The sequence below is a fragment of the Bradyrhizobium sp. CCBAU 25338 genome, from assembly GCF_028128965.1.
Classification (GTDB): Bacteria; Pseudomonadota; Alphaproteobacteria; order Rhizobiales; family Xanthobacteraceae; genus Bradyrhizobium; species Bradyrhizobium liaoningense.
Window position 1 is genome coordinate 522599 of the sequence record NZ_LFKY01000042.1, and the last position, 19447, is coordinate 542045.

The 19447-nt window shown below is 65.4% G+C and carries 14 protein-coding genes; 5 read left to right on the forward strand and 9 right to left on the reverse strand.

The window, feature by feature from the left end; genetic code table 11:
• Positions 1-13 precede the first annotated feature (13 nt).
• Positions 14-1066 carry an Ldh family oxidoreductase gene (locus ACM42_RS32225; protein WP_271531846.1) on the reverse strand — a complete coding sequence of 351 codons (1053 nt, stop codon included), beginning with the start codon at positions 1064-1066 and terminating at the stop codon, positions 14-16.
• A 295-nt stretch (positions 1067-1361) separates the two neighbouring features.
• Here ACM42_RS32225 and ACM42_RS32230 point away from each other — a divergent pair, with 295 nt between their 5' ends.
• Positions 1362-5477 (forward strand): bifunctional diguanylate cyclase/phosphodiesterase, encoded by a 4116-nt coding sequence (locus ACM42_RS32230; RefSeq protein ID WP_271531848.1) that lies wholly within the window; start codon positions 1362-1364, stop codon positions 5475-5477.
• Here the strand turns inward: ACM42_RS32230 and ACM42_RS32235 are convergent.
• The 5 genes from ACM42_RS32235 to ACM42_RS32255 all read right to left on the reverse strand — a co-directional run bounded on the left by ACM42_RS32235 (position 5451) and on the right by ACM42_RS32255 (position 11289).
• Positions 5451-5792, reverse strand: coding sequence for a hypothetical protein (locus ACM42_RS32235; RefSeq protein WP_271531850.1), 342 nt, complete (start codon positions 5790-5792; stop codon positions 5451-5453). The genes ACM42_RS32230 and ACM42_RS32235 overlap by 27 nt on opposite strands.
• Positions 5793-6016: 224 nt before the next feature.
• Positions 6017-7009, reverse strand: a complete 993-nt coding sequence (gene galE, locus ACM42_RS32240; protein WP_271531852.1) for a UDP-glucose 4-epimerase GalE — start codon at positions 7007-7009, stop codon at positions 6017-6019.
• 19 nt (positions 7010-7028) lie between these two features.
• Positions 7029-7832, reverse strand: a complete 804-nt coding sequence (locus ACM42_RS32245) for a WecB/TagA/CpsF family glycosyltransferase (RefSeq protein ID WP_271531854.1) — start codon at positions 7830-7832, stop codon at positions 7029-7031.
• A complete protein-coding gene (locus tag ACM42_RS32250) occupies positions 7825-10197 on the reverse strand; it encodes an exopolysaccharide transport family protein (RefSeq protein ID WP_271531856.1) in 2373 nt (790 codons plus the stop codon). Before ACM42_RS32250 ends, ACM42_RS32245 begins: the two co-directional genes overlap by 8 nt.
• Before the next feature lie 291 nt (positions 10198-10488).
• On the reverse strand, positions 10489-11289 hold the full coding sequence (locus tag ACM42_RS32255; RefSeq protein WP_271531857.1) for a class I SAM-dependent methyltransferase: 801 nt from the start codon (positions 11287-11289) through the stop codon (positions 10489-10491).
• Between the two features lie 408 nt (positions 11290-11697).
• Between ACM42_RS32255 and ACM42_RS32260 the strand changes: the two genes are divergently transcribed.
• Positions 11698-12726, forward strand: coding sequence for a glycosyltransferase family 2 protein (locus tag ACM42_RS32260; RefSeq protein ID WP_271531859.1), 1029 nt, complete (start codon positions 11698-11700; stop codon positions 12724-12726).
• A gap of 15 nt (positions 12727-12741) precedes the next feature.
• On the opposite strand, the gene ACM42_RS32265 is transcribed toward ACM42_RS32260, so the two are convergent.
• The gene (locus ACM42_RS32265; protein WP_271531861.1) at positions 12742-13725 is read right to left on the reverse strand and encodes a glycosyltransferase; all 984 of its coding nucleotides are present in this window, start codon (positions 13723-13725) and stop codon (positions 12742-12744) included.
• 318 nt (positions 13726-14043) lie between these two features.
• Between ACM42_RS32265 and ACM42_RS32270 the strand changes: the two genes are divergently transcribed.
• From ACM42_RS32270 to ACM42_RS32280, 3 genes are all read left to right on the forward strand, one after another.
• Positions 14044-15396 (forward strand): O-antigen ligase family protein, encoded by a 1353-nt coding sequence (locus tag ACM42_RS32270; RefSeq protein ID WP_271531863.1) that lies wholly within the window; start codon positions 14044-14046, stop codon positions 15394-15396.
• A gap of 119 nt (positions 15397-15515) precedes the next feature.
• Entirely contained in the window at positions 15516-16661 is a 1146-nt protein-coding gene (locus ACM42_RS32275) for a GNAT family N-acetyltransferase (protein WP_271531865.1), read from the forward strand.
• A 77-nt stretch (positions 16662-16738) separates the two neighbouring features.
• Positions 16739-17623 carry a protein-L-isoaspartate O-methyltransferase family protein gene (locus ACM42_RS32280; protein WP_271531867.1) on the forward strand — a complete coding sequence of 295 codons (885 nt, stop codon included), beginning with the start codon at positions 16739-16741 and terminating at the stop codon, positions 17621-17623.
• Between the two features lie 262 nt (positions 17624-17885).
• Here ACM42_RS32280 and wrbA read toward each other — a convergent pair whose 3' ends face one another.
• A complete protein-coding gene (wrbA, locus tag ACM42_RS32285; RefSeq protein ID WP_271531869.1) occupies positions 17886-18485 on the reverse strand; it encodes an NAD(P)H:quinone oxidoreductase in 600 nt (199 codons plus the stop codon).
• Positions 18486-18616: 131 nt separating this feature from the next.
• Entirely contained in the window at positions 18617-19315 is a 699-nt protein-coding gene (locus ACM42_RS32290) for a pirin family protein (RefSeq protein ID WP_271531871.1), read from the reverse strand.
• Positions 19316-19447 lie beyond the last annotated feature (132 nt).

Consider the following 19447-nt stretch of genomic DNA (forward strand, 5'->3'; position numbering starts at 1 on the left):
TCTCCTGATGCCGTCAGGCCACATCGAGCACGGTGTCGAGCCTGTACTCACGCGCCAAAGCGCGTAATTTTTTCCATGTGGCATCCTCGATCTCGATGCCGTCGCGCAGGCGCTGCTGCTCGCGCAAGCCCTCGATCTCACCGGGATAGTAGACACCCTTGCTGCCCTCGGATGCCGGCGTCGATTTGAGGTAATGCGCGAACTCGGCGACCTCGCGCTTGAATTCCTTCAGCGGCCGGAACGCGGCGACATTGAACACCGCCATGAAGCATCCGTCATTGTGTCGCCCCGTGGGCTCGACGCCGAAGCCGAGGCCGGTGAGCAGGCCGCACAACACCTCGACCATGGCAGCAAGGCCGCTACCCTTGTAGCCCTCGGTGCCGCCAAGCGGCAGCAGCGCGCCGCCCTTGCGGTATTGGGTCGGATCGGTGGTGTGCCGTCCCTCGGCATCGATGAGCCACCCCGTCGGAATCTCCTCGCCACGGGCGACAGCAAGCTGGACCTTGCCGGCCGCAACCGCCGAGGTCGCCATGTCCAGGTAGAACGGCGTATCGAGATCGGACGGCACCGCGATCGAGATGGGGTTGGTGCCGAGCCGCGCCTCCCTCCCCCCGAACGGGGCCACGTGCTTCGGCGAGCGGCCGGAGTCCGCCGTGGCGATCCCGATCATGCCTTCGCGCATCGCCATCAAGGGGTAGGCGGCGAGGCGCCCGACATGGCTCTGCCGGAACACGGTGCAGGCGGCGACGTTCGCGGTCTTCGCCTTCTCGATCGTCAGCGCCATCGCTTTGGCGTTGACGTGGAAACCAAAGCCCCAATGGCCATCGACCACGGTCGTGGTCGGGGATTCCTGGACGATGGTCCACTTGGCGCCGGGAACGATGTGACCGGCCTTGATGCGGTCGATATAGGTGGGAACGGCGATCACACCGTGGGAATCATGGCCGGCGAGATTGGCGTTGACGCAGCCGATAGCGACCGCATCGGCCTCTTCCTCGGATGCTCCGGCGGCGCGGAGCAGGGCGGCGCTGATGCGCGTGAGGCGATCGGCCCTGACGATCGGCATGGCGTTCCCTCGGCTTGGCGCCCGTAACAGGCTGCTCGTTGGGTGCCATCGTCTCAAAGCGCAGCAGCGATATCAATCTCCCGTAAACCATCGCAGGGCTGCAAATTCGTAGAGAGAACGCGCCTTTGGTCGAAGATTCGTCCCGCGCGGTAGCGTTTCCGGCAGTTTTGCGTTGCTCGTTCGCTGCTCGTTCACTTTGATCGATGGTTTGCAGTGCGCAATAACGACCACTTAGGCGATCGCCGCTGATAAAGTCACCGGGAGAAATAGGCAGAAATGCCCGGGAGCTGAGATCGTGCCGACGACACTCGCGCGCACCTTTGCGGCGTTGAGCGCCATCAATGAAGCGATCCTTTACGCGAGATCGCCGGACGAGCTGTACCAGAAGGTCTGCGACGCCGGATTTTCGAGCGGGGATTTTCTGGCCGTTGCCGTGTTCCTGGTGGAGCCGGACGGCCGGCGGCTGCGCTACGCGGCCGGCTGTGGCGATGACATTCCGCGGCTCCGCTCGATCGTGATCACGACGGAAGCCGGCACACCTGAAGGATCCGGCGTCGGCGGTGAGGCTTTTCGCGATCAGAAGCTGTGCATCAGCAACGACTATTTGAACGATCCGCGCTCGCTGGCGTGGCGCGAGGGCGCCGCCAAGGCTCACATCGGCGCGGCCGCGGCGATGCCGCTGCTCTGCGACGGCAAAAGCGTCGGCGTATTGTACGTGACGCGTAGCGAAGCCAATTCGCTGGACGAGCAGATGGTGTCGCTGTTCGAGCGCATGTCGGCGAACATATCCTACGCGCTGGACAATTTCGCGCGCGAGACCGCGCGGCAGGCAAGTGAACGGGCGACACGGCGGCTCAACCGAATGTTCGGTGCCATCAGCGCTACCAACGAAGCCATCCTGCGCGCCAAGACCGAGCAGGAGTTGTACCAGCTCGTGTGCGATGCATCGGTCCACAGCGGCAAGTCGCTCGCGACCTTCGTCCTGCTTCGCGAACCGGATTCGCACTGGATGATTCCGGTCGCGGCAACCGGACAGAACCTCGAACTGGTCACCCAGGCGCGCTATTCGGTCGATCCGGAGAACCCCTATGGCAAGGGCATTTCCGGCGAAGTGTTCCGGACGCAGAAGGCCATCGTCGAGGACGATCTCGCGAGCCGCACCAGGGGCTCGCCGTGGGAGCAGGCCAACGTCAACACCCGCGTTGCCGCCTGCGTCGTCGCGCCGCTGATCAGATACGGCGAGAGCGTCGGCGTGCTGCTGTTCTTCATCAGCCGCTCCTGGGCCAAGGACGAGGAAATCGTCGCGCTGCTGCTGCGCATGGCGGAGAACGTCTCGTTCGCAATCGAGAATTTCGGCCGCGAGGCCGAGAAAGCCAGAATCGCCGCGGAAGAAGAGTGCCTGGCGCGAATGTATGCGGCGCTCAGCGCCACCAACGAGGCGATCCTGCGTGCGCGGTCGCGGTCCGAGCTGTTCGACCTCGTCTGCGAGGCGACCGCGAAGGGAGCCAAGTTCACCTCGGCCACCATCGCGCTGGTCGATCGCCGGGCCGAGTTGCTGCGCGTCGTCGCCTGCTACGGACCGAACGCGGATCAGGTTCGCAACTTCACGTTCTCCACCTCCGACCGGGTGCCCGAGGGGCGCGGACTGACGGGCACGGCGTTCCGCACGTGCCAGCCCGCCGTCAGCAACGACGTGCTTGCCGATGATCGCATCGCGCCCTGGCAGGCCAGCGCCCGCCGCAACGGCATCGCATCCTCCGCGGCGTTGCCGCTGTTCAACGGCGACCGGGTGGAGGGCGTCTTTCTGCTCAACTCTCCGGAGCGTGGCACCTTCACGCCGGAGCTCGTCGAGTTGCTGCGCAAGCTTCAGGCCAATGTCGCCTTCGCTCTCGAAAGTTTCGACCGCGCCGACGAGAAGGCGCGAGCGGACAAGCAGCGCGATCGTCTGAGCGGCATGTTCGAGGCGCTGAGCGCAACGAACGAAGCCATCATGCGCGCCAAAACGCGCGAGGAGCTGTTCGAGGCGGCCTGCCAGGCGGCTGTGCTCGGCGATCTCTTTGCCTCGGCGACAATCGGCATCATCGATGAAGAGCGCGAGCTCGTTCAAGTCGTTGCGGTCAAGGGGCGCCTGAGGGAGCGCATGGCTGGACGTACCTGTAACATCTCCGCCGGCCATCCCGAGGGCCAGGGCATCATCGGCACCTCACTCCGAACCCGCCGGCCCAGTGTCATGAACGACTATCTGAACGAGCCGCGGTCGGCATACTGGCGCACAAAGGCCATCGAGGATGGAACGCGGGCTGCGGCGAGCTTCCCGCTTCTGAAGGAGGGGGACAAGCCGGTCGGCATTCTGCTCTTCCTCGCGCTGGAAGAGGATACGTTCACCCCCGATCTGGTCCAGCTGCTCGAGCGCCTGGCGGAGAACGTCTCCTTTGCACTCGACAATTTCGATCGCGCTGAGGAGAAGATCCGCACCGAGGCGCAGAAGGAGCGTCTGACGCGCATGTTCGCGGCTCTGAGCGCGACCAACGAGGCGATCATGCGGGCAAAGTCGCGTGCCGAGCTGTTCGAGCTCGTATGCCTTGCGGCATCGAACGGTGCCAAGTTCACCTCGACCACGATTGCGCTGGCGAGGGCCGGCACGGACCAGCTCGAGATCGTAGCCGCCGCGGGCCCGTCCGCCGACACCACGCGCAACGTCCGTCTCTCCATCGATCCCGAGCGGCCCGAAGGGCGCGGCATGAGCGGCACGGCGTTCCGCACGCGCCAGCCCTGCATCAGCAACGACTATCTCAATGACGACCGCGTCCGTGTCTTCCACGCCATCGTGCGCGGGGACGGCGCGCGGTCGGGCGCCGCGTTTCCGCTCATCGCGCACGACCAGGCCGTCGGCGTCATGATCTACATGTCGACCGAACCGGCGACCTTCACGCCCGAATTCGCCGAGCTGTTGCAGCGCCTCGCCGACAACGTCTCCTTCGCGATGGAGAATTTCGATCGCGCCGACGAGAAGAAACAGGCAGACGAGCGGATCGAGTATCTCGCCTCGCATGACAGCCTGACGGACCTGCCGAACCGCGAGACCTTCAACGAGCTGCTGCACGCGGCGATCGACACCGCGCAGCGTCGCGATCACCGCTTTGCAGTGCTGTTCATCGATCTCGACCGTTTCAAGGTCATCAACGATTCACTGGGTCACGAGGCCGGCGACCTGCTCCTGCTCGAAGTGGCGAACCGGTTGCGCGGCGCGCTGCGGGCCAGCGACGTGGTGGCGCGACTCGGCGGCGACGAGTTCGTGGTGATCCTTGACCAGTGCGGCGAGATTGACGACGTCCAGCGCATCGCGACCGGGCTGCTTGCGGCGCTGGCCGAGCCGATGGAGCTGGCGGGCCACGAGTGCCACACCACGGCGTCCATCGGCATCGCGATGTATCCGACCAACGGTTCCGACGCGCAGACGCTGACCAAGAACGCCGACATGGCGATGTACCTCGCCAAGGAAGACGGCAAGAACGGTTACCGCTTCTTCTCCAACGAAGTGAAGACGCAGTCGATCGAGCGGCTGTCGCTTGAGAGCGCGCTGCGCCGCGCGCTGGAGCGCGAGCAGTTCTCGCTGAACTACCAGCCCAAGGTGGACATGGGGACCGGCCAGATTACGGGGGTCGAAGCGCTGCTGCGCTGGACGCATCCCGATCTCGGCAATGTCTCGCCGGCGCAATTCATTCCGCTTGCCGAGGAAACCGGGCTGATCGTGCCGATCGGCCGCTGGGTGCTGAATGAGGCCTGCGCGCAAGCCATGGCCTGGCAACGCCGCGGCCTGTTGCCGCTGTCGATGGCGGTCAACCTGTCGCCGCGCCAGTTTGTCGACGAGCATCTGTTGCAGGACGTCGACGAAGCGCTGGCCGCCAGCGGCATGTCGCCCGTGCTGCTCCAGTTGGAGGTCACCGAGAGCATGATGATGCGCAATGTCGGTCGTGCGCTCAAGGTCCTCGACTCCATCCAGAGCCGCGGCATCCGCCTCGCCATCGACGATTTCGGCACCGGCTATTCGTCGATGTCGCTGATGAAGCATTTTCCGATCGACACCATCAAGATCGACCGCTCCTTCGTGCGCGACCTGCCGCACGATTCGGAGGACCAGGCGATCGCACAGGCGATCATCAGCATGGGCAAGGCACTCGGCATGACCGTCGTCGCCGAAGGCGTCGAGAATGCCGAGCAGGAGGCGTTCCTGCGGACCCATGGCTGCGACGAGATGCAGGGCTTTCTCATCTCCAGGCCGCTGCCGGCGCGGCAGATCGCGGAGTTGCTGCGGCCGATGGTGCTGCCCGTCGCGCCGCCGCTGCAGCCGGAGCGGGATCCCGTCGCCGAGGAGGCCGCGGCGCTACGGTTGAAACGCGCTGTCGTCTGACGGCAGCGGGTGCAGCTCACGGGACTCCTCAGCCTCGCGTTCCGCCTTGCGCGGAAAATCGTCCGGCCATGGCAGTGAGGTCTGATCCTCGAACAGGGCGAGAAGCAGGCACGCTCCGTCGGCAAAGGTCGATCCGTCGCCGAGGCCGAGTGTGCACGACCACGCACCTGGCATCGGCTGGTGCGCGTCGCGCACCGCGATCGCGGGTCCCCACCACCAGGCCGGCGCCGGCGACCGTTCGTCCTCGGGCACGGCGAGCCAGCGGGCGAATTCGTTCACCACGCGCTCGAATTGCAGGCTTGCGGCCTGATGCATTCGCTCCGTGCTCCTTGTCGCGCCTGAAAGCAGGCCGATGCGCGCACGCGGTCGTGGTCCTGAAGCTTTGAAGAACGGCGCGTCGCGCAGCCACGTATGCCGCTCCATCGGCGGCCATACCACAAGCACCCGGCGGCCGGAAAAGCGGCCGGCGCGGGTTTTCATAGTCTCTTCATTCCCTTTAGCGGCTTAAGGTACCCGCCGGCAAGCTGCAATACGGTCGCCTAGCGCGATCTGAACGGATGCGCCTTCTGGTGCCAGGCCCAGGCCGTGCGGATGACCGTCGGCAGATCGGAGTGGCGCGGCACGAAGTTCAGCACCTTTCTCGCGGCAGAAGGATCCGCGACCAGATAGGTGGGGTCGCCGGCGCGGCGCGGCTTGACGCTGTGCGGCACCTCGCGCCCGGCCTCCTGCCTGATCGCGTCGAGGATCTCGCGTACGGAGAAGCCGGAACCGGTGCCGAGATTGAAGCTGCCGCCGGCATGCCCTTGTTCCAGAAGCTTCAGTGCCGCGACGTGCGCTGCTGCAAGATCCGTGACGTGGATGTAGTCGCGAATGGCAGTGCCGTCGGGCGTGTCGTAGTCGTCGCCGAACACCGCGAAGTCGACATGGCCCTGCAGCGCCATCATCGCACGTGGAATGAGATGGGTTTCGTTGTCGCGCAGCTCGCCGATCCCGCCGGCCGGATCGGCGCCGCTGGCATTGAAATAGCGCAGGCAGAACGCACCGAAGCCATAGGCGGTGCGGTAGTCGGCGAGCATGCGCTCGATCATCAGCTTCGATGCGCCGTACGGATTGATCGGCGCGCAGGGGAAGTCTTCCGGCAGCGCCTTGGAATCGGCGTTGCCGTAGACGGCGCCGGTCGAGGAGAACACGATGCGATGGCAGCCCGCGTTGCGCATGGCCTGCAACAGCGACAACGTGCCCTGGACGTTGTTGATGTAGTATTTCTGCGGGTCGGTCATGGACTCCCCGACGAGACTCGCCGCCGCGAAGTGCATCACCGCCGTGACCTTGTGGTCGGCGAAGGCGCGCGCCAGCGCCGCGCCATCGAGCAGATCGCCCGTCACCAGCGGGCCGGAGACGAAGCTGCGATGACCTGTCGAGAGATTGTCATAAACGACGGGCTGATAGCCGGCGGCGGTCAATGCGCGGCACGCATGCGAGCCAATATAGCCCGCACCCCCGGTGACGAGGACGGTCGGTTGGTCGGTCATGTCGTCTTCTGCTCTTCTTCTAGCGGACGGGGCGGTTGCGGCTGAAGAGAAGATAGAGCGCGCGGGGGTTGGTGGTCAAATAGCGCCAGAGTAGACGGCGTGGCTCCAGCAAGGTGCGCCAGGCCCATTCGAGTCCGATCTTCTGCATCCATTGCGGCGCGCGGGAACGACTGCCCGACAGGAAATTGAACAGGCCGCCGGACGTCTTGATGACGCCAACATTGGTGAGATGCGGCGTGAACTCTCTTACGAATGCCTGCTCGTTGGGCACGCCGAGGGCGACCCACAGATAATCCGGGGCCAGGGCGTTGATCTCCTCGACCTTGGCACGCAGCGCCTCGCCTCGCAGATAGCCGTGGCTGCGTCCGACGATTTTGAGCTTGGGATACATCTTCTGGACGTTCTCGACCGCAGCGGCGTTCTCGACCTCGCTTGCGCCGAACATATAAAACGTGCGGCCGACCGCTTCAGCCTTGCGCGCGACGATATGGAATAGGTCCGTGGTCGCAACGCGCTCCGGCAGCGGGAACCAGGATTGCAGCTTCGAGGCCGCGACCAGAGGCTGGCCGTCGGCGTTGATCAGGTCGGCGGCGCGGAACAGCCGCTCGGTCTGCGGCTCGGTCGAGCAGCGCGCCAGCACCTCGCCATTGGCCGAGGTGAGGAACAGCGGACGGCCGATGCGACTGTCGGGATCGGTCGCCTCGATCATGAAATCGGCGGTGGCTTCCAGATCGAGCGCGGCCATGCGAAGCCCGCCCACGGTGATTCTCGGCACCTCGGCAGTCGCTGCCCGTCCGTCGAGGTTGACGCGGCGCTCAAGCATATTGTCTGCCTCGATGGCGCGTTTGGATTGCAGGGGTGAGCTCGTCGAGCACGACGCCGACGAGCTTGCGCTCGGCAGAGCCGAGCGCGGCCAGGATCTCTTCCAGGCTGTCGTTGACGTCGAGGCTGGTCGGCAGCACGGCCACCAGCGAGTCGGTGTCGTCAAGCAGCTTGCGGCCGCCGGCCGAGAGCGGCATCGCCGGGCCGTCGAGGATCACGAGATCATAGCCGCCGGCGGAACGGGCCTGCGCAATCGCCTTGCGGATCGCGGCGGCAGCCTTGTCGGCATCGCCCTCCGCGGCGGGCAGCACCGAGATGCCGTTGACCGTCTTGATCTCGCGTGCGTCCTTGCTGCCGATCGAGAGCCATCCGAGCCTGCTCGGTTCGCTCTTGCTGGGACGGCTGACCTTGTTCGAGAGCGAGCGTGCCTGATGGTCGGCATCGATCATCAGCACGCGGGCGCCGTCGCGGGCGGCGGCCAGCGCGAAATTCAGCGTGGTCACGCTACGTCCGGTGGTCTCGCCGGCACCGACAAGCGCGATGACCGGCATCGCCTTGCCGCGGGCGCGCCGGACGACCGCCGCGCGCATGTCACGCCAGGCGTTGAGCAGTGTCGTCAGGGGAAAGCCGGGGCGGAGCGTTGGCCAACCCAGCCGCGTGAGGTCGATGCCGCCGCCGGTAGCGAGTATGGCGCCGAGCGTGTGGATGACGTCGGCTTCCTGGAAGCGTGCGATCAGCGGCTTCTCGATCACGGGCTTTTCGACCATCGAGGGCTGGAGCGGGGGCGCGACAAGTTCCGGCGGAATCTGTTCGACTTCCGGAACTCGCGAGGCCGGCTGAGGCGGCGAAGCCTCTGGCGGAGGCGCGCGCTGCGGAGCCCGCACTGCATCCGGCGCCGGCGCGCGCTGTGGACGGGCAGGCGCCGGCGCTGGTGCGATCGCGCCGGTGAATAGCAACTCGACCGCGACGAACCAGCTCGAGGCCGCGATCGCCCCGAAGATGAAGCCGATCATGGCGAACAAGCTCATCGCGGGCGGGAACGAGCGCCGCTGCGGCACCGTCGCCTCGCCGATGACGCGGGCCGCCGACGTGTTCAGGCTCTCCTGTTCCTCGGTCTCGCGGGAGCGCTTGAGAAAGGACTGATAGACGTCACGGCTGGCATCGGCTTCGCGCTCGAGCTCGCGCAGGCGCACGGCGGCCTGGCTGAGCTGGACACTCTGCCGCTTCTGGGCCTCCAGCGCCCGGTTGAGCGAGGCTTCGAAATCGCGGGCGCGCGTCAAATCGTTCTTTGCGGACTGGGCGAAGCGGTCAATCTCTTCGTTGATGGTACGCTTGAGGTCCTCGACCTGCTTCTCGGTCTGGCGCAGCGCCGGATGGCGCGGCCCGAGCTCGCCGGCCTGCTCCGCATATTTCTTGCGGGCGTCGGCATATTGCGCGCGCAGATTCGCGATCGTCGGCGATTGCAGCGCCTCGGGGATCGCACCCGCATCCGTGGCCGCGCGCCGGCTCGCCTCGATCTGATCGAGCCGTGCCTGCGCATCCATCGTCGCCGCACGGGCCGCGGAGAGCCGCTGGTTGCTGGCGGAGAGTTGCTGGTCGCTGATCAGCGCATCCTGGGTGCCGACGAAATTGTTCTGGGCCTTGTAGGTGGCAAGCGCAGTCTCGGCGTTGCGCAGCCGGTCGCGCAGCTCCTTCAGGCGGCTGGAGAGATCGTTGGTGGCGCGCCGTGCCGCCGATGCCTGCGAGTTGCGGGATTCTGCGAGGTAGGCATTGGTCAGCGTGTTGGCCAGCATCGCCGCTTTCGCGGGATCCGTCGACCAGACTTCGATGTCGACGATGAAGCTCTTCTCGGTCTTGCGGACGGTGATGTGCTTGTTCAATGCGTCGAGCGCAGCAAGCTGCACTTCATTCTTCTCCGCGGCGGACGGCGCGCGGGGTTGCAGGCCGATCAGGCCGAGCAGCGACGACATCAGGCTCCTGCCGTCGCCGCCTCCGAATTCTGGATCCTTGTCGAGACCTGCCTGCTGGATCACCTGGAGCAGTACGCTGTTGGAGGTGATCAGGCGCGCCTGGCTCTCCACCACCATGGACATGCCGGAGATGTCCTGGGCGCGGGGCGTGAGTTCGCGATCGACGAGTTGGAGCTCGCGCGGGTCGACATAGAGCTGAGCGGTGGCGGTGTAGCGGGGCGTCACGCTCTTGCCGGCAACGACCGCGAGCGTCGCGCCGAGCAGGGCGGCCGCCGCGATCGCGACCTTTCGCCGCCAGAGCAAATTGACGAGCTCGAGCACGTTGAAGCCGGCCTGAGGCTTCCGTTGCGGGGCCGCCGGTCCGGTCCGATCGATCGGCTGGTTATAGTCAAGCATGATCCCCAGCTTTCATTCCAACTGCCGCGGGCTGAGGGGTTACTCTTCGCTTTACGCCACGCACCCGGCATATGGGTGCCCAATCAACGCAACAGGGAAAATTAACCATACTCGCTGAGGGACTATTCACGGAAATGGCAAACAAAGCGTTTAAGCGCATGCCACCCCTACGCGCGTCCTTGTGACGCTCGCGATACCGGGATCTTCCAGGGATTAACGATTCGTTACCGCGCGCAGCGTGGCCGCGAGCCGCCGCTCGTCCAGCGATGGGCCGGGCACGCGTCATGGCCGTCAGCGCTTCCGCAGGATGACATGATAGTCGCCGCGACGGACGTCGGTGCCGCGCGGCAGCACGGCGTTCAGCACCGCGGCGCCGGCGTCGACTAGGGCCGCAAACAACGGCTTGCGCCGGCGCATCTCGGGGTAGCGCGGACTCTCCACCTCACGTCGATAGATCATCTCGAGGCCGTTGGCTGTCGCGAAAGCTTCGAGCCGGGGCAGCGTCACCAGCGGATGGAAGAACGTCGGGAATGGCGGCTCGCCGGGCAGGCCGGCGTCCTTGATGCCGCGGATGTGCCGGTAGAACCAGACGTGAAACCAGTGGGGCGAATATTTGGTGACGACACCGGAGAGCGAGCGTGGATTGGGCGCGCCGATCAGGATCATCCCGCCGCGCTTGAGCGCGTCACGGAAATTCAGGAGCGCCGCGTCGACGTTCGGCAGATGCTCGATCACGTTGTAGCAGATCACGAGGTCGAAGGTCTCGCGCCCGAAGCGGTAGGTCTGGACGTCGCCGAGGATCGCCTCGTCGGCGTAGGTGTTGTTGCGGACCTGGTCCTCGTCGATGTCGACGACCGTGACCTTGCTGCGGCCCAGCAATTCCGGCGGCAGTACGCTGCACGAGCCGCCGCCGGCTTCATAGATGGCGAGCCGGTCTTGCGGCAGCTCGCGGCACAGCACGTCGTGGACGGCGAGCAGGCTGTCGCGGGCCTCGCCGGGTACTAGATCATGCAGCGCCTGGGTGGGTGGTAAGGCCCCGGAGACATTGATTGCCGTGGCTGTCGCGAAGTCGATGGTGGCTGGCTTGTTCATGATTTTCTGACCGCGCTTGTTCTATTCAAATTTACAGGAAAAGACTCGCTCGCCCGAAGAGCAAATCCGATGCCGCGCCGTCTCACCGATCGCAGTGCTTACGGTCGGGTTAATGCGTATAGGCGTTAACTACGGCATTGTTCATGCTGAGACGTTGTCGGCGCACTGGACCGCGAATTGCACTAACACGCGTGCGAGGTTTTGCGGCAGAAACACGCGAAGGCGGTTAAGTGCATGGTGTCGTGCCGGGATTGCTGGAAATCACCGGAATCGCGTGGCGGGTGTGCCGCGCGCCGATCGTTCATTTTGGCACGCATCTGTCCCGCAGTGACGTGCCATCACGGCACGCGGCCGATCCGCGCGATCGAAGCAGGGCTTTCTCAACATATCTCGGCCATCTAGGACGTCATGACATTGATCCCGACAGACCTGTCCGCCACGCGCATCTCGGACGTCGTGTGCGATCCCAACCGGGAGATCGTGGCGAGCTCCCGCGTCATCGATCTGTCGGTAGGCATTGTCGTCTGCATTCCCTGTTTCCGGCGCCCGCAGCATCTGCGCCTGACCCTGGACTCGCTGGCGAGCCAGCGTACACCCCGCTCCTTTGCCGTCGTCATGGTCGAGAACGACGCTGCGCGGCGCGAAAGCGCGCCGGTCGCCGCTGAGTATCTCGCCGATGGCCGGCTCCAGGGCGTCTGCCTCGTCGAGAAGCGGCAGGGGAACTGCCAGGCGATCAACGCCGCATTCGAGACGGCGCAGGGGCTGTTTCCCGCCGCAACCCGTTTCCTGATGATCGACGACGACGAGATCGCTTCGCCCGACTGGCTCGAACTGATGGTCCGCACTGCGGAGGCGACCGGTGCCGACGTGGTCGGCGGGCCGGTGCTGCCGGTCTTCGACGACGACAGCAAGCCCTGGCTTTCGCGTCATCCCGCCTTCTGTCCCGCCTATGACTACAGCGGTGCAGTGCCGCTGATCTATGGGTGCGGCAATTGTCTGATCACGCGTGCCGCCTTCGAACGGTTCGATCGTCCCGCGTTCGACCTGCGCTTCAATTTTCTCGGCGGCGGCGATTGTGATTTCTTCGTGCGGTGCCGTGACGCCGGCATGCTGTTCCACTGGATGGCGGACGCCGTCATCACCGAGACCGTGCCGCACAACCGCACCAGCCTGGGCTGGATCGCAAAGCGCGGCCTGCGCATCGGTGCGATCAACTATCGTGTGCAGTACAAGGCCGCGCAGACCACGGCGGCGCGTGCGCGGGTGTTCGCGCAGATGCTTGGGCGGGTGCCGCTGTCGCTGGTCCGCGCCACAGCCTTGCTGAGGTCGTCGAAGGCAGTCGTCGCGATGCATCCCGTGATGGTTGCGCTTGGCGCCGCCCTGGCAGCCTTCGGGCTCGAGCCAAGGCCCTATGAGGCCTCGAAGATCGTGTCCTGATGGCGCGGCGGCGGACTAGATGCCGAAACGGGCGAGGGCGACCCTGATCGCGGCGCGTGGCAGCGATCTCAGCGACAGCCGGCCGATCATCGCGAGATAGGCGAAGGCTTCGCGATATCTGCCGAAGCGAACCGCTTGCATCGCCGAATAGGTGACGAGATGAATCTCGGCGGCCTGGCGCAATCCGCTCGCCGTGCCCTCGGGGAGTCTCGCCAGGATCAGCCCGTCATCGAAAACCCGCGCGACCGCCGGCAGGAAATCCTGCGGGGTCCGCACCGCCGCGTTCATCGTGTTGGACGTATGCAGGCGATAGTCCAGCAGAAGCTTCGGCGCGAATGCGAATTCGCCGATCGCTGCAAGGCGGCACCAGCAATGCCAGTCCTCGCAATATCTGAGCGAGACGTCGAAACCGCCGACGGCGCGGAAAGCGTCCGCACGTGTGAGCACGATGCCACCGTTGACGATGAAGTTCCCAGCCGTGAGCTGCACCAGCACGTCGCCGGACGGCTTGCGGCGTCCCTTCAACAGGTCGCGCCGGCCGATCTGCCGTCCTTCGCCATCGATCGTATTGTAGTCGCCGTAGACGAGAATCGCGCGCGGAGCGCCGCGCGCCGCCGACAACAGCGCCGAGACCGCACCGGGCCGCAGGCGGTCGTCGGCATCCAGGAAGAGAAGCCACTCGCCGCTCGCATGCCGGGCGCCGAGATTGCGTGCCGCCGACACGCCGGCAGCGTCGTTGTGCAACAGGCGCAGCCGCGGATCGCGCACGGCGCGGACGATTGCCACGGTATCGTCGGTCGAGCCGTCGTCCACGACGATCACCTCGCCGACATCGCCTTGCGTCAGTGCGCTCGCGAGGGTTTCGCCGAGATAGGCCGCTGCGTTCTTGGCGGGAATGACGACGGACACCGCGACCGAATTCACCGGCAGCGGGCTGCGCAGGCCCGCCGGCGCGCGCGGCGCAACCGGGAGTTCGAGAACGTCGTCGGCGGTGATCAAGCGGCGGCTCGTCTTTTAATGGACTGTTAACCAGGGCGCATCTGCCGCGCTTGCCAACGCCAGCATAGGCAACCTCGGCCGTTGCGGATGATATCCCCATTACGGTCGAAGCGTTGCCGCGAAGGTCGGCGCGGCGCCGGTTTCGTGTATTAGCGTTAAGCCGGTGCCATCGAGCCGGTGCCAAATCTGGAGGCGTGCGGTCGCAGTTCGGCGGCACCAGTGTCCGCCATCGTCGCGATGCTGGTTGACGAATGGTTAACGGGGATGAGCTAGAACCTGGAGCTTCCCCGGCCCCACCACCTGCCCATGGATTGCAGCTTGGATCGCAGCGCCGCTGACATCACCGACGTCGAGACCCGGTCGTTCGGCCACGTCCTGCGCGATGGGCTCGCGAGGCTGAATGCCGCGCACGCGGCGCGCTGTCTCGTCGCCGTCGCGGCGCTGCTGCTGGTGCTGGTCACTCTCGATCCGTTCCCGGACCTGCGCAATCCCGACCTCGTCACCGTCGTCGGCGGACGCATGGCGCTGACCTACATCTCCTTCGGCCTCCTGGCTGCGGTCGCGGTTCTGCTCGCCGCCGCCACCGACGCTCCGTCGCTGAGGACCCTGGTGACGCCGTTGCACCTCTGCCTCGTCGGCTGGCTGCTGATCAACATCGCTTTCTCCGAGAACCGCGGCGTTTCGCTCCAGCGGTTCGTGCTCGCGGCCAGCGTGACGTCGCTCGCCGTCTTGCTGCCCTTGCTGCCGCCGACGCAGCGCAGCTTCAACCTTTGCCTGGGTATCGCCGCGCTCGTGCTGCTCGCGCTCTGCTATCTCGGCGTCTTCCTCGCTCCGCAATACTCGATCCACACGGCCCTCGACATCACCGAACCGCAACTTGCCGGCGACTGGCGCGGCAGCTTTGCCCACAAGAACATCGCTTCGCCCGTGATGACGATCCTGGTCTATGTCGGCATCTACCTGTCCGCCGTCGGCTCCTTCGTGATGGGCCCGGCGGTCGCAGCGCTGGCGGGCATCTTCCTGATCTTCACCGGCGGCAAGACGTCCTCGGTGCTGTGCCTTGCGATCTACGCTCTCGCCTCCCTGGTCTATGTCACGCCGGGCCTGTGGCTGAAGCGGATCATCTGCTTCGTGCCGCTGATCCTGATGAACCTGTTGACGGTCGGCAGCGTTCTCAGCCCGGCGCTCGGGGCGATGACGCGGCTGCTTCCGCTCGATCCCACCTTCACCGGGCGCTCCGCGATCTGGGAGTTCGCGCTCGCGGCCGTCGCGGAGAAGCCGATCATCGGCCACGGCTATGCGGCGTTCTGGGACGACGTGACGGCACGGCAGACCGCGCAAGGTGCCGAATGGGCAACCACTGCGGCGCACAGCCACAACAGCTATCTCGATCTCGCGGTCACAATCGGTCTGCCGGGCCTGCTGCTGGTCGTTCTCGTCTTTGTGCTCGCACCGCTTGGCAATTTCCAGGCGGCCCAGGTTCACAGCCGCAGCGGCGCACTGGCCAAGCTGTTCCTCACCGTGTGGTTGTTCGGCCTGTACTACGGGGCCACCGAGACCTTCCTGCTCGACCGGCAGAATCCGATCTGGTTCATGTTCGCGCTTGCCGTGGCCGGCCTGCACTTCCTGGCAAGGTTCCAATGCGTAGAGCAGATAGAACCGAAACGCTGACAGCTTGTCGCAGCCAAGCCGCCGGTGACACCGGCTTAACGATAAGCGGCGAGGTTGCTTGTGGTCTGCAGCAAAACATAATCTATCGGGAAACATTCAGTAGTCGTATGTCCAGCGGAATGACGTTTCTCAGCGTCGAGCAACTAGACGGCCGGGTGTCCAGCACGTCGGGAATCGCAATCGATTTCGCGCGCGACTGGCGGCACGTGGCCTCGCGCCTGAGCACCGGGCACCGCACCGCGTTCCAGCATGTCTACTGGCTCGACGCCTGGTACGAGTCGTTTCAGGACGTCGCCCCGCTGATCGCCGTGATCTTCGATGTCGCCACTGGCAAGGACATCGCGATCGTGCCGATGATCAGCCATATCAGGCGTGGCATCCGCATCGTCGAGTTCGCAGATCTCGGGGTCTCCGACAACAATGCGCCGATCCTGGCGCTCGATGCTGCGTTGGATGCGGAGGCGACGGATGCGATCAACGAGGCGCTGATCGACGCTTTGCGCGCGTTGCCCGACCGTTTCGATCTGCTCCGCCTGAGGAAGATGCCGGCGCAGGTCGGAGGCAAGCCCAATCCGCTGGTGTCGCTCGGGCGGATCGGATCCTCCTCGCTCAATGGCAATCTCGTGCTGATGGGCGATGACTATCGCGACTATCAGGCCGCGATCAAGCGCCTGCAGATGCCGCGCTGCTGGCGAGTCTTCAGCCGCCATGCCGGCGCGCGCTTCGAGATCGCCGCGGACGTCGGGCGCGCGCATGAACTGCTGGACGTGATGGATGCGCAGCAGCAGGCGCGCATGCAAAAGCTCGGCTCGCCCTTCGTCCTCAACGACGAGACCCATGCGCGGTTCTATCGCGAGGTCGTTCGCCAGGGCGTCGCGGAAGGTTATGCCATTGTCTCGGCGCTTGTGTGCGACGAGGGCGTCGTCGCCACCGCGCTCGGCGTCAAGCATGGCGCGACCTATATCCTGCTGCGCATCAGTCATGCCAGCGATGCATGGTCGAGCTGTTCGCCGGGTCTGCTCGTCACCGAGCGCACCATGGCCGCGCTGCATGCGCAAGGCATCCGCCGCTTCGACCTCAGCATCGGCAACCAGGACTACAAGCGGCGCTTCGGCGCCGAAAAAGTGCTGCTGACCGATGTCAGCGTGGCGCTGTCCTGGCGCGGTTTGCCCTACGCGTGGCGCGACCACGCCGCGCAGGGCCTGCGCCGCTATCCGAGGCTCGCCGCCATCGCGGCGCGGGCGATGGGCAAGGGAGTGCGATAGCGTTCGCGCCCGGGTTGCAGGATCACTCGAATATCGCAATTGATGTGCTATCGTCGTCTGCGCTTCCCGGAGGCGACATGGAAGATCGTTCGACAAAATATCGTGCATTCTATGCGCAGCTGATTTGTGCCGCTGCGAAGGCTGCGGATCCTCGCATCGAGCAGGCGTTTCGGATGGTCAGGCGCGAGCCGTTCGTCGGGCCCGGGCCGTGGTCGATCTCCTTCGGCAGTCACCCCTATGTCGTGACGCCCGATGACGATCCTGCCTTCATCTACCAGAACGCGCTGTTGGCGTTGGACGCGGCGCGCGGCCTCAATATCGGAATGCCCGGTGCGCACGCCTACTGGCTCAGCCGTTGCGCCGTCAGGGAAGGCGAGACCGTGGTCCAGATCGGCGCGGGCAGCGGCTATTACACCGCGATCCTCGCTCATCTCGTCGGACCCGGCGGCCGCGTTCACGCCTATGAGATCGACCCGCGCCTTTCGGCGCTCGCGCGCGACAATCTGAAGGACATTGCCCATGTGGATGTGCGCGAACGCTCGGGCATCGCGTCGGATCTGCCCGCTGCGGACGTGATCTACGTCTGCGCGGGCGCGGCGCAGCCGGCTGCGGAATGGCTCGAGGCGCTGCGGCCCGGCGGGCGGCTGGTGTTTCCGTTGGCGCCGGAAGGCACGCTCGGCGGCATGTTGATGATAACCCGCCCGGATAACGGCGCGATCTGGCCAGCGACATTCCTCAGTCGCGCCCAGTTCATCGGCTGCGCCGGATTGCAGGACTCCGAGGTGGGTCGGCGATTGAGTGAGGCGTTCGCAAGAGGATGGGAAAGCGTGCAGTCTCTACGGAGAGAAGGCGCTCCCGATGAGACGTGCTGGTTTGCCGGTAAGGGCTGGTGGCTGTCGACGGCCCCGGCCCCTCCGCCGACGGATTCAGCTCCGCCTTACGCCGACATCACGCAAATCTAGCGAGAAGCCGGCGCCTTACGATCCCGCGCAACTGGCGCAGCGAAGCCGGCCGCGCGAGGCGCGGAATAGGCTGCGACAATACCAGCGGCGCGCGAGTGCTTGTGCGGGCTTGCGGATCATCTGCGCGATCAACAAGAGTTCGAAGGCCATTCGTATCGTTCTTTGTCGAGTATTCCGGTCAAAGATGGGGCGGCATCCTCGAATGAGAATGCCGCCCGAGTCGCATCAGCCATGCAGTCGGTCGTAAGCTGAACTGCGAGGCTCAGCCGTGCAGCTTCTTGGCGGTCTCCGCGATCTGGCGGCCCTGATAGCGTGCGCCGGCGAGCTCGTTGGCGCTGGGCTGACGGCTGCCATCGCCGCCCGTGATGGTGGTGGCGCCGTAGGGTGCCCCGCCCGTGACCTCGTCGAGCTTCATCTGGCCGGCGAAGCCGTAGTTCATGCCGACCACCACCATGCCGAAATGCAGCAGGTTGGTGATGATCGAGAACAACGTGGTCTCCTGGCCGCCGTGCTGGGTCGCGGTGGAGGTGAAGGCGCCGCCGACCTTGCCGTGCAGCGCGCCCTTGGCCCAGAGCCCGCCGGCCTGGTCGAGGAAGTTCGCCATCTGTGAGGCCATCCGGCCGAAGCGGGTGCCGGTGCCGACGATGATCGCGTCGTAGTTCGCGAGATCCTCGATTCTAGCGACCGGCGCGGCCTGGTCGAGCTTGTAGTGCGAGGCCTTCGCGACCTCGGCCGGCACCAGCTCCGGCACGCGCTTGATGTCGACGGTGGCGCCGGCTTCGCGCGCGCCTTCGGCGACGGCATTCGCCATGGCTTCGATATGGCCATAGGCGGAGTAATAGAGGACGAGAACTTTGGTCATGGTAGTCTCCGTTGGGTGGGGTTGACGGCTGGCTGTTGGGGACGTCATGCCCGGGCTCGTCCGGGCATCCACGTTCTTGTTCGACGCGGATCGGCGTGGATGGCCGGGACAAGCCCGGCCATGAGAGATGGTTACGCCGCGTCGACGAGCACGAGCTCGGAGTCTTCGAGCGCCGTGATCTTCAGCTTGGCCTCGTCGCGGATCGCGGCGCCGTCGCGGGCATTGACGCGGACGCCGTTCACCTCGACGGAACCCGCCGCGGGCACAAGGTAGAGGTGCCGCGCCTGCTGTGGCTCGTACTCGGCGCTCTCGCCGGCCTTCAGCGTGGTGGCGAGCACCCGCGCATCGGCGCGGATCGGCAGTGCTTCCGCATCGTCCTCGAAGCCGCTCGCAATGGTGACGAGCTTGCCGGAGCGGTCCGCCTTCGGGAATGGTTTTGCGCCCCAGGTCGGCTGGCCGCCTCGCGTGGTCGGTTCGATCCAGATCTGGAAGATCCGCGTCCTGGTCGGCTCGAGATTGTATTCGGAGTGGCGGATGCCGCTGCCGGCGCTCATCACCTGCACGTCGCCCGCTTCAGTCCGGCCCTCGTTGCCGAGGCTGTCCTGATGAGTGATTGCGCCCTCGCGCACATAGGTGATGATTTCCATGTTGGCGTGGGGGTGGGCGGGAAAGCCGGTGTTCGGTGCGATCTCGTCGTCATTCCACACCCGCAAGGCGCCATGGCCCATGTTGTTCGGGTCATAGTGGCTGGCGAAGGAGAAATGATGCTTGGCCTTGAGCCAGCCGTGATCGGCGCCGCCGAGCTTTGCGAAAGGTCTGAGTTCGATCATCTGTGCAATTCCCTGACGTGAATGGGCCGCGGTTCCGATCAGCGCCGAAACCCGCCATCGACATCGAGTCCTGAATTTCCGATGACCCTTGGATAAGCCCGTCTATGTGGTATAGAAATAGAAACTGTCGAA